Source organism: Desulfurobacterium indicum (assembly GCF_001968985.1).
Classification (GTDB): Bacteria; Aquificota; Aquificia; order Desulfurobacteriales; family Desulfurobacteriaceae; genus Desulfurobacterium_A; species Desulfurobacterium_A indicum.
The window spans coordinates 117508-132254 of record NZ_MOEN01000001.1 but is presented as its reverse complement, the minus strand read 5'-3'; the positions used below and the strand labels follow the sequence as shown (position 1 = coordinate 132254).

The following is a 14747-nucleotide window of genomic DNA, read 5'->3' as shown; positions in this document are numbered from 1 at the left end:
GCCTCTACGGAAGAAGAGGCTCTGAGGGGTTTTGAGAAGTTCAAGGAGAAGTGGGAATTAAAGTATCCTAAGGTTGTAAAGTCATGGGAGCAAGAGCTTTATAAACTCCTTACGTTCCTCAAGTATCCTGAGTCTGTCAGAAGAGTGATATATACAACAAACCTGATAGAAAGGACGATAAAGGAAATAAGGAAGAGGGTTAAGGTCATAGGTGCTTTACCATCAGTTAGAGCTGTTGAAAAATTTGTTTATTTAAGAGTTGCAGTGCTTAATGATAGATGGACTAACAGAGTAGTAAATGGATTCCTTGAGGCTAAGGAAGAACTTCAGGATATGTTCTCCAGGAGGTACTCCTAATGGTTTACACAAAATTATTGACACAACCTACAACTCTGGCTCGATGAAAAAGACCAACCAGTAAAAACCATAATGAAAACACCAGACGGACAACTTATATGTTTTGCAGGTAGCTCAACAATGGGCCCTCAGGTGCAGGAAAATCCGCATACAAAAACACCGGAGGAATTCAAACCGACAAAGCCAAAAATTCGCTTCGGAATATACAAAACACCAACCGGTAAAAAAGTTCCTGTAGCAATTTTCAAAACAAAAAACGGAGAAACATGGGTAAGTAGCAATGTTCCTTTCGGCATAGTGAAACAAGTGGAAAACGGAAAAGTAACAATGTTTCTGGAAGATTTCGGAGCTGGCAAAAAAACGAAAATCCCCCTCAATGAAGCAAAGAACTGCCAACCCTTTAATTTTCAAGAGGTTCCTGGAATAATTCCCCAAAACATGCCGACCATTCCTCAATATTGATGTATAATGCGGAAAATAAAACAGAGGAGCATATGGCTATAACATTCTCAAATGTTGAAGAACTAAAAGATTTCGCGGATAAGAAACGGAAAGAAGGTAAAAAAATAGTATTCACAAACGGCTGCTTTGACATCATTCATGCAGGCCATATTGATTATCTTGAGAAGGCAAAGTCATTTGGAGATATTCTAATTGTCGGAGTAAATAGCGACACTTCCATAAAACGAATTAAAGGCGGTAAAAGACCGATAATTCCAGAACAATATAGAATCCGGGTATTAAAAGGATTAAATGCAATTGACGGAATAATCGTTTTTAATGAAAAAACTCCCTTAAACATAATAAAAGCTCTAGAACCGGACATTCTTGTTAAAGGTGCAGACTGGCCCCTTGAAAAAATAGTTGGAAGGGAATACGCAAAAAAAGTTGAAAGGATAGAGTTTGCTTACGACATATCCACTTCAAAGATTATAGAAAAGATTTTAAAGATTCACGGATGTAAATAGACATAAAACTTGACAAAACATCTGCAGTATAGTAAATTCCACCTGCCCGCTACATTTTCGGCGTTTTAGCCAAAAACGCCAACTACCGGAGGATTCAGAATGAAAACCTTCATGCAGAAGAAGGAAGAGGTTAAAAGAGACTGGTACGTTGTTGACGCTACTGGAAAAACACTTGGAAGACTTGCCTCTGAAATCGCAAAGATTCTCATAGGCAAGCATAAACCTACCTACACACCTCACGTTGATGGTGGAGATTTCGTCGTTGTTGTAAACGCAGAAAAAATTTACGCCAGCGGTAAAAAGCTCAATCAGAAAATCTACTACAAACACACCGGTTACTTTGGACATTTGAAAGAAAAAACTCTTAAAGACATGCTCAAAGAAAAGCCGGAAGAGGTAATCAAAATTGCCGTAAGAGGAATGCTTCCGAAGAACAAACTTAGAGACAAGAGGATGAAAAGACTTAAAGTTTATGCAGGTCCAAACCATCCTCACGCTGCACAAAATCCTAAACCTCTTGAATTTTAATGGAGGATTCAATGGCTGAAATGAGATATTACGGAACTGGAAAAAGAAAAACGGCAATTGCAAGAGTCTGGATAATACCTAACGGCTCTGGCAAGATCACCGTTAACAGACAGGATGCAAAAGACTACTTTGGAAGACTTGCTCTTCTTAAAATAATGAAACAACCTTTTGATGTTACAGGAACAAACGGAAGATTTGACGTATGGTGCACGGTAAAGGGCGGAGGAAAGTCTGCTCAGGCAGATGCTGTTAAATTCGGCATCGCTAAAGCTCTCCTCGCATTTAACCCTGAACTAAGACCTGTTCTTAAAAAGGCAGGATTCCTTACAAGGGATGCACGTATCAAAGAAAGGAAGAAATACGGACAGAGAGGAGCACGTGCAAGGTATCAGTGGTCAAAGCGTTAATATATCTATCATCGGTGCTTCAGGATATACAGGGGCGGAACTTCTCCGCCTCCTTTCTTTTCATCCGTTTGCAAACATTGTAGCGGTAACATCTCGTCAGTTCGAAGGAAAGGCCGTAAAAGAAGTTTTCCCTCACCTTTCAAAAATGAAATTTGAAAATTTAATGTTTGAAAATTACAAAAAAGAAAAAATAGCTGAAAAATCTGATGTTATTTTTTTATGTCTCCCTCACAAAACAGCATACCCGATAGTTAAAGAGCTATATGAAACTAAAAAAGAGCTTAAAATCATAGACTTCAGCGCCGATTTCAGATTTAAAAACCCGGAAATTTATGAGAAAACATACAGGGTAAGCCACACGGCGAAAAAACTCTTTGAAAAAGTTGCGTACGGACTTCCCGAAATCAATAGAGACAAAATAAAAGAAAAAAATATTATCGCAAATCCGGGGTGTTACCCGACAAGTGTAATACTTGGACTTTACCCGGCAAAAAGTGCTGGACTGATAGATACGTCTTTCCCCGTAATTGCTGACAGCAAATCGGGCGTAACTGGAGCAGGAAGAAAATCTACGATAGATTTTACGTTTTGCGAAGTAAATGAATCGTTTAGAGCTTACGCAGTAGAAGGACATCGACACGCACCGGAAATAGCGGAAAAGCTTGAATTAAAAAGTGTCAGATTTACTCCGCATCTGGTTCCGATGAACAGAGGCATACTTTCAACCATATATTTCGCAACAAAAAGTTCCAGAGAAGAATTGATAGAAGTCTATAAAGAATACTACAAAAACGAATACTTCATAAGACTAAAAGAAAATCCGCCTAAAACTTCAGATGTTGCCGGCACAAATTTTTGTGATATTTATGTAACAAAAGACGAAAACACAGGCCTCGGTATTGTTGTTTCAGTAATAGACAATATTGGAAAAGGAGCATCAGGGCAGGCAATTCAAAATATGAACATAATCTGCGGTTTTCCGGAAAACTCAGGACTTAACTTTCCAGGAAACTGGATATAAACCTTTCTCAAAACCTATCTCCTGCATATCTTAATTAAAGAACAAAAATCTATTCTATCAAAGGGGTAGCTATGGCTAAATTTATCGATAGAGCAAAAATCTACGTTAAAGGCGGTGACGGCGGCAACGGTTGTGTCGCTTTCAGAAGGGAAAAGTTTGTTCCGAAAGGAGGTCCTGCAGGCGGTGACGGCGGCAGGGGCGGAAGTGTTATTTTAGTTGCTGACAGCGGTATGCACACACTCCTTGATTTCAAACATAAACGGCACTTCAAAGCCGAAAGAGGAAGACACGGAGAGGGCAACAAAAGAACGGGAAAAAGCGGCGAGGATATGATAATAAAAGTTCCGGTAGGAACAGTCGTTAAAGACGTAGAAACCGGAAAGATCATAGGAGACTTAACAAAACCGGGAGACAAACTTACAGTTGCAAAGGGCGGTAAAGGCGGCAGAGGCAACTCAGCCTTTGCAACACCCACAAGGAGAGCTCCTGACTTTGCAGAACCGGGAGAGCCGGGAGAAGAAAGATGGATTGAGCTTGAATTAAAGCTAATTGCAGATGTAGGATTAATAGGATTTCCGAATGCCGGAAAATCAACATTTCTTTCACGAATAACGGCTGCAAAACCGGAAATAGCCGACTATCCGTTTACAACCTTAAGACCTATACTCGGCGTTGCCAAGGTTGACGACTTCTCTTTTGTGGTAGCAGACATTCCGGGACTCATAGAAGGAGCACACGCAGGAAAAGGCCTGGGACACGAATTTCTGAGACATGTTGAAAGGACAAAGCTCCTTCTCCACCTGATAGACCTTTCTGACCCGACAAGAGAACCGGAAGAAGCATTTGAAAAAATAAACAAAGAACTGCACCTTTACTCACCAAAACTTTCCAAAAAACCGCAGATAGTTGTCGGAACAAAGATAGACGCGGTAACGAACAAATCCAAAATAGAGAAAGCAAAAAAGTATTTTGAAAGTAAAGGATACCCGTTCTTCGCAATATCCGCAGTTACAGGAGAAGGCATTACAGAACTTTTAAGATATATTGCCGAAAAGGTAAAAGAGCAGAAGGGAGAGTAGCCCTAATCCTCTCCCTTTTTAAATTTTTCAATCTCAACTTTAAGAGCATTCTTAAACCATATATCATTTTGCGGAAATGGTATCTCAACACCGGCTTTCTTAAGCTCTCTCCAGACACTATAATAGAAACGACTTCTTATTTCCTCTATCTTTATATCCCTTCTTATATCAATCCAGAAAGAAGCTATAAAAATAAGGGCACTATCTCCAAACTCCCAGAACCAGACAGAAGGCTTTGGCGCTTTCAGAACGCCGGGCATCTTATCAAGAACAGAAAGGATAACCCTTCTCACCACATCGGGATTAGAAGAATAGGCGACACCAACGGGAATTCGCAAACGAACCAGAGGATCATGATGAGAAAAGTTAACAATCGGCGATGAAATGAAATTGGAGTTTGGAATGGCAATCTCCACACCATCGTTTGTCCTTATCAATGTTGAAAGAATACCTATATCTTCTATCTTACCAAAAATGTTTCTGTCCCTGTTTCCCAAAGTCGGTACAGATAACGGAAGCTCCACTATATCTCCGATCTTTAACTTTTTACTGAAAAGAAGAATAAAACCGCTCAAATAGTTGTTCATAATCGTCTGAAGACCGAAACCAATACCAACACCGAGTGTACCGGCAACAGGAAGCAGAACTTTCCACGTTATCCCGAGAGAGGAAAGAACAACAATAAAAACAAACAATATACCTATATTAAAGATAAGGGCCTCTGCAGAACCACCTTCTATGCTTCTCCTCTCTTTCGGAAAATAGAGCTTTATAAGCTTTTTAAAAATATTAAGAAGAGAGATAAGCAGAAACGCATAATAGACAGATAGAATAATGTTATAGAGACTGATTCTTAAAAGATCCGTCTCTATAAAGTAGATATTCTTTAAAACCTTGAAAAACTTCTCAATGCCGAAAAACTGTTCCAGGATAACTTTCAAAACAACAATGAATACAAGAGTAACAAACAACCTGAGATTTTTAACCAGAATGAGAGCATCCCTCTTTCTGAAAAAGTGCTTCTCAAAGTAAAGAAGGACATATTCCATACCCCTTGTTTCTACAAAGCTGTAGAAGAAACTGACAATAGCTACCAAACCTATACCTATCAAGGCTCTCATATCAAAAACGATAAATCCTGAAAGCCAGAGAGCCGAAATGGTAACATAAAACACAAGAAGTGCAGTAAAAACTATACTCCGCAAAGTCCCCTTTAAAAGTGATGAAAGAGTGCCTACCAACGGCAGAAAAGAGAGAACTATAAAAAGTTTCTTAATAAAGTAAAGAATATTCTCATCAATTTTCAAAATGTTAAGGTGGCTCAAAGTTGAAGTCAAAAATGCGCAAACAAGGAAGAAAAACGTCATAATTCTCGGAAAAGATGAAGCCTGCTCCGCTATAAAAACGGCTCTGGTCAAATAAACAGAACCTATAAGAATCGAAAAATCTTCAAAAATAAATTTCAAAATATGTGACGAAACTATTTTCGAAAGGGAAAATCCGGCCATAAAAAACAAAATACCGCTTAAACTTTCAATGAGCGCCTTCAAAAACCTGTTTTCTATACGCTTCTGAAGCAAAACTTTAATAAGCTGAATAAAACACAAAAGCGTAAGTGTAAAGATTATTAGATAAACGTCTCCGCCTGTTATTCTGTTCTCATGAAAAAACAGCATTTTATACCTCAATAAGGCCTGTCGCTCTTAACCTTCTCTATATCCGCTCCGAGAAATGATAATTTCATCTCAAGATTTTCATAACCTCTTTCAAGATGATATATTCTGTAAATCTCCGTCGTATTTTCTGCGGCAAGGCCGGCAACTACGAGGGAAGCACTTGCCCTTAAATCAGTAGCCATAACTTTGGCTCCTATAAGCCTGTCAACACCTCTAACAATAGCCGTGTTTCCGTCTATCTTTATATCGGCCCCTAAACGTTGCAGCTCAAGAACATGTTGAAATCTATTTTCAAATATGGTCTCTTTTATAACCGACACACCATCTGCAAGGCACATTACAGCCATAAACTGTGCCTGCATATCGGTAGGAAAACCGGGATAAACTTCCGTAGTTATATCTGTTCCTCTTAATTTGCCTTCACTCTTAACAAAGGCAGTCTTATTGTCAATTTTCTCTATAACAACGCCTGCATCTTTGAACTTATCAATCACCGCTCCCAGAACATCGTGAGGAAACTCTTCTATAATCACCTCGCCTCCGGCAGCAGCAACACAGGCAACAAACGTTCCCGCCTCAATTCTGTCAGGCATAACCGTATAATTTATTGGTCCGATAGAATCCACACCCTCTACTTCAATTGTATCAGTCCCCTCTCCCTCTATAATTGCTCCTGCCCTTTTTAATGCACGAGCAAGATCAACAATTTCTGGCTCTTTAGCCGCATTCATTATAATTGTTTTTCCTTTTGCTAAAACCGCCGCCATTAAAAGGTTTTCCGTGCCCCCTACGGTTGGAAAATCAAAAACTATTTCAGCCCCTTTGAGTCCATTGGAAGCAACGGCATTTATGTAACCATGCTCTATCTTTATATCAGCTCCTAACTTTGAGAGAGCTTTAAGATGAAGATCAACCGGCCTTGCACCTATGGCACAGCCACCAGGAAGAGAAACTCTTGCCTTACCAAATCTTGCAAGAAGAGGACCGAGTGTAAGAACAGAAGCTCTCATCGTTCTGACAAGTTCGTAGTCGGCTTCCGTCTTTATTCTTTTACCTTTCATCACATGCAGTTTATTATTGTCAAACTCCGCCTCAAATCCCATATCTTTAAGCAAAGAAATAGCAGTTCTTGTATCTCTTAAATCCGGAACATTTGAAATCACGGCATCTTCTGTCAAGATAGCCGCAAAAATGATAGGAAGACTCGCATTTTTAGAGCCGGAAACCTTTACTTTCCCATTTAATAGCTTTCCACCTTTTATAAGAAACTTATACATTTTTCACTCCTTTTTTAAAACCTACAACTACACGGTCTTTCCCAGAAAGATCTTTCACAACCTCAATATCTTTAAAACTAGCTTTTTCAAAAATACTCCTGACCTCTTTGAACTGTCCATCTCCACATTCAACAGCCAGAAAACCGCCCTTTTCAAGCTTATTAAAAGCCTGAAAAGCAAGCCTTTCTATAATTTCAGTTCCCCTCTCTCCACCGTAAAGGGCAGTTGACGGCTCAAACTTCTTAACATTTTCTTCTATTCGATTGTCAGAATAGGCTATGTACGGCGGATTGGAAACAACCGCTGAAAATGGCCCTTCAATACCTTCCAGCAAATCTGTTTCTAAAAACGTAATATTACAGCCGTGAATATCTGCATTTTCAGCAGCAACGGCAAGAGCATTCTTTGAAATATCCGTTCCGAAAAACTTAGCATTCTTTTTAAGCAGTTTTGCAATTGAAATGATCACACAGCCGCTTCCCGTGCCGACATCAACAATCCTGAGTTTTTCTCTATCCATCACTTTAAGTAACTCTACACTTTTCTCAACTAAAAATTCCGTCTCAGGCCTCGGAATCAAAACGGCAGGATTTACTTTAAATTTGAATCCAAAAAACTCTTTTTCACCAGTTATGTAAGCAACAGGTTCCCCTTTAACGCGACGCTTTATAAGTTGACGGTAAGCATCAACTTCATCCTCCGAAAGTGGCCTATCATAATCAGTATAGATCTTCACTCTACTGTCCCACCCAAGCAGACGGCACATAAGAAGCTCGGCATCAAGGCGGGGAGACGGAATACCTCTTTCCGAAAGGATTTCGGCAGCTCTCCTAACAAGTTTCATAACAGTCCATTTCATGGTGAAATTATACCTTACTTACAAAAAACAGAAGGTTTTATAATTAACAGAAGCAACCAATGACAATAAATGTGTATGATAAGGTGTTAAATATACCTCTCCTTGACTTTCCGAAGAAAAGTTAATATATTCTAACAATCAAAGGTTAAGGAAAGGAAAATGAAAACACTACTTGACATAGAAGAGGGACAAACCGTTGAAATAAAAGAGATAAAAGGCGGTCCCTGTTTTAAAAGACGGCTAGCTGCCGTAGGCATATTTCCAGGAAGCAAGGTGCGGGTTGTAAAAAACGCTCCCGGGCCTATTATTGTGGAAGTGGAAAAGAGCCGTTTTGCCCTTGGAAGGGGAATGGCAAGAAGAATAGTAGTGAGGTAAACGGTGAAAAAAAAGCTTATCGCCGCTCTCGTCGGAAATCCTAACGTCGGCAAAACGGCAATAATGAATATGCTCGCCGGAACAAAAGCCAAAGTAGGAAATTGGCCGGGCGTAACAGTTGAAAGGAAGGAAGGAAAATATTCATTCAGAGGATTTGAAATAACACTTATAGACCTTCCCGGAATTTACAGCCTCACATCTTATACCATAGAAGAGAGAGTAACGAGAAATTTTCTACTTAACGAACAGTATGACGCTGTTGTAAACGTCATAGACGCAACACTCCTGGGAAGAAACCTTTATCTAACTCTTGAACTCCTTGAAATGGGAGTAAAACCGATACTTGCGTTAAACAAAATAGATGATATTAAAAAATTTTCAATAAACTTCGACAAACTATCCGCTATATTTAACCTTCCTGTCATCTCTGTAAGTGCCTACAGAAACACGGGCTTCTCGGAACTTTCCGAAAAAATAATAGAAGTAGGACTTAACGGTATTAACGGAGAAGTTTTCAGACCCACATATTCAGATCTCTTGGAAGCAGCCATATCAGAAATTTCAATGATAATAAACGAAGATGAACAATTTAAAAAGAATATCCGATGGTTTGCAATAAAGCTTCTTGAAGGCGATCCTGAAATAACCGAAATGGCAAAGCAGTCAAAAGTTTCGGAAACACTATCAAAAGCCCTTTCTAGAATAAAAACAGAATTTTACGAACGCAAAGGAGAAGAGCTCTCATCGGCCATTCCAAAAGAACGTTTCCTTATGGCTTCACGTATAGCAAGGATAGTTATAGAAACAGATTACAGCTTTGAAGAAAAAGAAGATTTTAGAGATAAAGTTGACAGAATTATAACAACCCCCGTCACCGGCATACCGATCTTTTTTGCCATAATGGCAGCCGTTTTTAAACTCACCTTTACCTTCAGCTCTCCGTTTGTCAAACTCATAGGCCACATCTTCGGAGAAACTCTTCCGACAATGGTTCAGAGTTTACCTTTACCTGAAACGCTGGAATCTCTGATAAACAACGGAGTTCTGGCAGGCGTAGGCTCTGTCCTTTCCTTTCTTCCTATCCTTTTTGTTCTTTACATACTGCTCTCCATTCTGGAAGATACAGGATACATGGCAAGAGCAGCAGCACTCTGGGACAACTTTATGAGGCATTTTGGATTGTCTGGTTCTTCGGTTATACCGCTTATCCTGGGATTCGGATGCAACGTTCCAGCAATTTATGCAACAAGAGCAATGCGCTCACCGGTTCACAAACTTATAACTATGATGATAATTCCATGGATGTCGTGCAGTGCCAGACTCGCCGTTTACAGCGTTTTTATAGCGGCATTCTTCCAGAATAACAGAACGTTAATCGTATTAAGTCTATATACGATAGGCATCGTTATGGGACTGATATTTGCCAAAATCGTATCACTGTTTTTAGTTGATGAAGGTGAAGGAGAGTTTTTTATAGAGCTTCCTTCTTACAAATTTCCGTCACTTAAAGTCGTTTTCAATCAAACCATCATAGAAGTTAAGGATTTTCTTTCAAAAGCAGGAACAATCATCCTTTTAGCCTCATTAATAATATGGGCACTGGCCAGCTTCCCAGCCGGAGTGAGATACGCAGGAGAACACTCTATCGCGGGAATGGCAGGCAAATGGCTCCTTCCTTTATTTAAACCTTTAGGAATAAACGACTGGAAACCGGTTGTTGCATTGCTTTTCGGAGCCGTTGCCAAAGAAATAGTTGTAGGCACAATGGGAACGTTATACGGAAACGCAGAAATGCTACCGACAATACTAAAAACAACGTTTACTCCGGCATCTGCATTCGCCTACATAGTTTTTGTTCTGCTTTATATTCCCTGCATAGCAACAATTTCAGCAATATATCAGGAAAGCGGATCTAAAAAATGGGTAACCTTTATAGCGGTCGTAGAACTTGCAGTAGCATGGATTACCGCTTTTGCCTTCTATCACGGAATAAAGCTTTTTGCAGGATAAAATTAAAGAGCTTTTTTTAATTTCTTAAGCTTACCTTCAACCGTTAAATCTGTATCTTTTCTCTCGTCTATCCTTATTGTCGTCATAACCCTTAAAGCACCTTTTTCAAATGGTCTTCTGTGAATTTCAAGCGCCAGTTGAAGAAGCTCTTCAACATCTCCCTGAACGATAACACCCATGGCCGTAAGCTGAAAGTAATAACCTTTCTCCTTTAAAAGCTTATAAGCATAAGAAACATACTCGCTAACACACGGATTGCATGTTCCCACCGGAACAACGGAAATTTCCATAACTGCCATTACTCTTCTTCTCCCTCTTCAAAAAGATACCTTAGAAGCTCCTCAAATTCAGCTTTCTGCTCATTGGTATAGTGAGGATTGTTATCGAGAAATACAATCGAAGCTCTATCTATAACATCTTTCGTAACGTATATAGGAGCTCCCAACCGGACCGCAACATTTATGGAATCACTCGGTCTTGCGTCAATGTTTATAACTTCTCCGTCATAACGCCTGACTACAATCGTGGCAAAATAGATACCGTTGTCAAAATCGTTAATAACAACCTTTTCAAGTTCTCCCCCAAGAGCTTGAATCATCTCGCATATAAGATCATAAGGAAAAGGCCTTGGTGCAACAGCTCCCAAAAGGTGAGTCTCAAGAAGTTCAGCCTCATACTCACCTATCCAGATAGGTATTGCAAAATTCTCATCAACATTTCCCAGAATAATAATAGGAAGACCGCTTAACCTATCGTGAGTTATTCCTATAAGGGACACCTCTATCATCTCTCCACTCCTGCCAGCTGTTTTATTACTTTTCCTTTCATATAAAAAGGCGTTATTTCTTCTATTTTCACGTTTGCTAGTTTCCCCTTCAAAGAATCATTCCTGTCAATTATCACGATTTTGTTGTTGCGCGTCCTTCCAATCATCTTCTCACTGTTTGAAGGACTTAAACCCTCAACAAGAATTTCCTGAACAGAACCTAACAATGACAGATTTTTCTCTTCTGCCTGTTTCTTCAAAAGATTGTTGAGCTCCATAAGCCTTCTGTTTTTTTCATTTTTAGGAACATCATCTTTAAAAGAGAAAGCCTTTGTTAAAGGTCTTGGAGAATATTCAAAGACAAAAGCCTGATCAAAAACGCAAGTTTCTACAAGAGATAAAGTCTGTTCAAAATCCTCAGCAGTCTCTCCGGGAAATCCGACAATAAAATCACCGGAAAGTGCAACATCAGGCACCTTTTCTTTTAACATCATAACTTTCTCTATATACTCTTCACGAGTATATCCTCTGTTCATTCTTTCTAAAATCCTATTGGAACCGCTCTGAGGCGGCAGATGAACATACTCACAAACCTTTGGAATCTCTTTTATGGCTTTTATTATAGAAATATCAAAACCGGCAGGATGAGAAGTTGTAAATCTCACTCTTTCAATACCTTCAACCTGAGAAACCATGTAGAGTAAATCTGGCAATCTTATGCCATTATAATTGTAAAAGTCAACATTCTGACCAAGTAAATGAACTTCTTTTACATCTTCTTCCGCAAGTCTTTTCACTTCATCAACCACATTTTCAGGCGGAACGCTCCTCTCTCTCCCCCTGACGTAAGGAACAATACAGTAAGTGCAAAATCTGTTACAACCACGCTGAACAGTTACATAAGCAACAAAAGGATTTGTCAAGAGCGGTTCTATTGATGGGATAATTTCGCCTTCATTCTCAAGAAATGTATCAAGTATTTCTACTGAAGGCTTTGAAGAAGATTCAAGAAAATCAAGAATCCTGTAAAAATTAAACGTTCCCAGAATAACATCCACATGAGGATACCTTTCGAGGATAAACTTCCAATCCCTCTGAGGAACACAACCGGTAACAGCTACAACAAGTTCAGGCTTTTCCTTTTTTAACCTTTTAAGTTCACCGATAAAACTATAAGCCTTATTATCCGGCTTGGCTCTTACACTGCAGGTATTAACAATAACAATATCCGCCTCTTTCAGATTATCCGTCTTCTTATACCCGGCAGACACAAGTATTCCCGCCATCTTCTCCGAATCGTTAACATTCATCTGACAACCGAAAGTCTTTACAAAAAACCTTCTTCCTTTCATCATCTCTGTCCACACACGCCGTCAACGTACATATTCTCAGGATAAACATAAATCTCTATTCGTCTGTTTGCCGCCCTTCCATCAACAGTGCTGTTAGGGGCAATGGGTCTGGCAGATCCACAACCAAAGGCTAAAATTCTATAGGATGGAACACCAAAACTTTCAAGTTTCTTCCTAACAGCTTCCGCCCTTTTTTCCGTTATAAGATCGTTAAAATCATTGGTTCCCGAGCTATCTGAAAAAGCTGCAATAATAATAAGACTATTTCCTTTTCCAAAGGTCTGAGCAACCGCCCGTATCAAAGAATCATTAATAATCCTATCCCTGTTAAGTTCAAAAATGAGAGAATCTCTAATTATTATCCTTGCCCTCTGAGGTTCTTCTACAACCAGCAAATCACCATTGACAGAAGGAGGATTACCAAACAACGGTAATGAAGCAACGACTTTTGCCCCGGTTAAACCTTCAAAGGCATTAATTTCCTTCTCAAAAATGTAATCTGAAATCTCTACCTGAGGTTTTCTCTCTTCTGCCTCTTCTAAAACACTTTCTTCACGATTAACAGAAGGAATCTCCACTTTAGGGGTTTCACGAGGAGTTTCGCGTTTTGGAGGAATCGTAACAGTTACACCGGTGTTAATAACCGTTTGACTGCAACTTGAAAGAAAAACAGCAGTTGAGACAGTAGCCAATAATGGTAAAATTTTTATCCTCACAGACAACCTCCGGTGAGTAAATGCCTGTAATTAATTTAAAACTGTTGGTGGAGGATATCAATGGAAATAAGAAAAATTGCAGAAGCAGCTAAGAAAGTCAGCTATAAACTGACGAGTATTTCAACAGATGTGAAAAACAGAACACTGCTTAAATCAGCAGAGTTGATAGACGCAAAGAGAGACATCATAAAAACCGAAAATGAAAAAGACCTTAAAGCTGCAGAAGAAAAAGGCCTTTCCAGAGCCATGATCGACAGACTCCTTTTAAACGAAAAGAGAATCAAAGGAATGATAAATGTCCTTCACGATGTAGCAAAAATGGAAGACCCGGTCGGTTCCGTAATCAAAATGTGGAAACGCCCGAACGGTATAAAAATAGGAAAGATGCGAGTTCCTTTAGGTGTTGTTGGAATAATATACGAATCAAGGCCTAACGTCACAGTAGAAGCTGCATCCCTGTGCATAAAAAGCTCTAACGCAATAATACTGAAAGGCGGCAAAGAAGCAATTAATTCAAATAGAATCCTTGTGAACATCCTGAAAGAAGCCGCAGAATCTGAAGGATTCCCGCCCGAAGCCATACAATTTGTTGATACAACTGACAGAAGCGTAGTGAAAGAGATGGTTCAATTAGATCAATTTATAGATGTAATAATTCCAAGAGGCGGCGAAGGACTGATAAGATTTGTTGCGGAAAACTCAAGAATCCCGGTGATTAAACATTACAAAGGCGTATGTCACGTGTTTGTTGACAAATTTGCAGACCTTGAGAAGGCATGGAACATCTGTTTTAACGCCAAAGTTCAAAGGCCGGGCGTGTGCAATGCAATGGAGACAATGCTTGTTCATAGTGAAATTGCCGATGGATTCATGCCGGAGATGATAGACAGATTTAAAAAGGCAGGCGTTGAACTTAGAGGATGCAAAAGGGCAAGAGCTTACGACCCGGAATATATAAAAGAAGCAACAGAAGAAGACTGGTATACAGAGTATCTCGACCTTATACTTGCCGTCAGAATTGTTGACTCCCTTGAAGAAGCAATAGAACACATAAACACTTACGGTTCACATCACAGTGATGCAATAGTAACGGAAAATTACACCAATGGTATGAAGTTTCTTAATGACGTTGATTCAGCAGCCGTTTACATAAATGCGTCCACTCGCTTCACTGACGGAAACGTTTTTGGCTTAGGTGCCGAAATGGGAATCTCCACAGATAAGATTCACGTAAGAGGTCCTATGGGACTTGAAGATCTTACAATTCCAAAATACATAATATTCGGCGACGGCCAGATAAGGGAGTAACATGAAAGACCAGATTTTAAACTACATCTTTTTGTTCCTGCTGGTTGT

Annotated in this window: 17 protein-coding genes; 10 read left to right on the top strand and 7 right to left on the bottom strand. The window is 39.5% G+C overall.

The features are described from left to right. From BLW93_RS00650 to obgE, 7 genes are all read left to right on the top strand, one after another. The coding region (locus BLW93_RS00650) for a transposase (RefSeq protein ID WP_173790635.1) at positions 1-357 on the top strand (357 nt) is incomplete at its 5' end. Between the two features lie 72 nt (positions 358-429). Next, entirely contained in the window at positions 430-819 is a 390-nt protein-coding gene (locus BLW93_RS00645; protein WP_144443968.1) for a hypothetical protein, read from the top strand. A 32-nt stretch (positions 820-851) separates the two neighbouring features. Then, positions 852-1325 (top strand): D-glycero-beta-D-manno-heptose 1-phosphate adenylyltransferase, encoded by a 474-nt coding sequence (gene rfaE2, locus BLW93_RS00640; protein WP_076712173.1) that lies wholly within the window; start codon positions 852-854, stop codon positions 1323-1325. 99 nt (positions 1326-1424) lie between these two features. Next, positions 1425-1853: a 50S ribosomal protein L13 gene (rplM, locus tag BLW93_RS00635; RefSeq protein ID WP_076712172.1), complete on the top strand. Its 429-nt coding sequence runs from the start codon at positions 1425-1427 to the stop codon at positions 1851-1853. A gap of 11 nt (positions 1854-1864) precedes the next feature. Beyond that, on the top strand, positions 1865-2260 hold the full coding sequence (gene rpsI, locus BLW93_RS00630; protein ID WP_173790636.1) for a 30S ribosomal protein S9: 396 nt from the start codon (positions 1865-1867) through the stop codon (positions 2258-2260). Continuing rightward, positions 2232-3281 carry an N-acetyl-gamma-glutamyl-phosphate reductase gene (gene argC, locus BLW93_RS00625; RefSeq protein ID WP_076712170.1) on the top strand — a complete coding sequence of 350 codons (1050 nt, stop codon included), beginning with the start codon at positions 2232-2234 and terminating at the stop codon, positions 3279-3281. The genes rpsI and argC overlap by 29 nt, the downstream gene beginning before the upstream one ends. A gap of 71 nt (positions 3282-3352) precedes the next feature. Next, positions 3353-4360, top strand: coding sequence for a GTPase ObgE (gene obgE, locus BLW93_RS00620; protein ID WP_076712169.1), 1008 nt, complete (start codon positions 3353-3355; stop codon positions 4358-4360). A gap of 2 nt (positions 4361-4362) precedes the next feature. On the opposite strand, the gene BLW93_RS00615 is transcribed toward obgE, so the two are convergent. From BLW93_RS00615 to prmC, 3 genes are read right to left on the bottom strand one after another with little or no spacing between them, the layout of a single operon-like run. After that, positions 4363-6036: a mechanosensitive ion channel family protein gene (locus BLW93_RS00615; protein WP_076712168.1), complete on the bottom strand. Its 1674-nt coding sequence runs from the start codon at positions 6034-6036 to the stop codon at positions 4363-4365. Between the two features lie 8 nt (positions 6037-6044). Beyond that, on the bottom strand, positions 6045-7313 hold the full coding sequence (gene murA / locus BLW93_RS00610; RefSeq protein WP_076712167.1) for a UDP-N-acetylglucosamine 1-carboxyvinyltransferase: 1269 nt from the start codon (positions 7311-7313) through the stop codon (positions 6045-6047). After that, the gene (gene prmC / locus BLW93_RS00605) at positions 7306-8157 is read right to left on the bottom strand and encodes a peptide chain release factor N(5)-glutamine methyltransferase (protein WP_245791969.1); all 852 of its coding nucleotides are present in this window, start codon (positions 8155-8157) and stop codon (positions 7306-7308) included. Before prmC ends, murA begins: the two co-directional genes overlap by 8 nt. A 174-nt stretch (positions 8158-8331) precedes the next feature. On the opposite strand from prmC, the gene BLW93_RS00600 reads away from it, so the two are divergent. Together BLW93_RS00600 and feoB are read left to right on the top strand one after the other, a co-directional pair. Then, the gene (locus tag BLW93_RS00600; protein ID WP_076712165.1) at positions 8332-8547 is read left to right on the top strand and encodes a FeoA family protein; all 216 of its coding nucleotides are present in this window, start codon (positions 8332-8334) and stop codon (positions 8545-8547) included. A gap of 3 nt (positions 8548-8550) precedes the next feature. Continuing rightward, positions 8551-10557 carry a ferrous iron transport protein B gene (gene feoB, locus BLW93_RS00595; RefSeq protein ID WP_076712164.1) on the top strand — a complete coding sequence of 669 codons (2007 nt, stop codon included), beginning with the start codon at positions 8551-8553 and terminating at the stop codon, positions 10555-10557. Between the two features lie 2 nt (positions 10558-10559). Here feoB and BLW93_RS00590 read toward each other — a convergent pair whose 3' ends face one another. The 4 genes from BLW93_RS00590 to BLW93_RS00575 are packed head-to-tail and all read right to left on the bottom strand — an operon-like array spanning position 10560 to position 13391. After that, the gene (locus tag BLW93_RS00590; RefSeq protein ID WP_076712163.1) at positions 10560-10856 is read right to left on the bottom strand and encodes an MTH1187 family thiamine-binding protein; all 297 of its coding nucleotides are present in this window, start codon (positions 10854-10856) and stop codon (positions 10560-10562) included. Then, positions 10856-11344, bottom strand: a complete 489-nt coding sequence (locus BLW93_RS00585) for a bifunctional nuclease family protein (RefSeq protein ID WP_076712162.1) — start codon at positions 11342-11344, stop codon at positions 10856-10858. Before BLW93_RS00585 ends, BLW93_RS00590 begins: the two co-directional genes overlap by 1 nt. Continuing rightward, positions 11341-12678: a tRNA (N6-isopentenyl adenosine(37)-C2)-methylthiotransferase MiaB gene (gene miaB / locus BLW93_RS00580; protein WP_245791968.1), complete on the bottom strand. Its 1338-nt coding sequence runs from the start codon at positions 12676-12678 to the stop codon at positions 11341-11343. Before miaB ends, BLW93_RS00585 begins: the two co-directional genes overlap by 4 nt. Further along, positions 12675-13391, bottom strand: a complete 717-nt coding sequence (locus BLW93_RS00575; RefSeq protein WP_076712161.1) for an OmpA family protein — start codon at positions 13389-13391, stop codon at positions 12675-12677. The genes miaB and BLW93_RS00575 overlap by 4 nt, the downstream gene beginning before the upstream one ends. A 60-nt stretch (positions 13392-13451) precedes the next feature. Between BLW93_RS00575 and BLW93_RS00570 the strand changes: the two genes are divergently transcribed. Further along, a complete protein-coding gene (locus BLW93_RS00570; RefSeq protein WP_144443967.1) occupies positions 13452-14699 on the top strand; it encodes a glutamate-5-semialdehyde dehydrogenase in 1248 nt (415 codons plus the stop codon). Positions 14700-14747 lie beyond the last annotated feature (48 nt).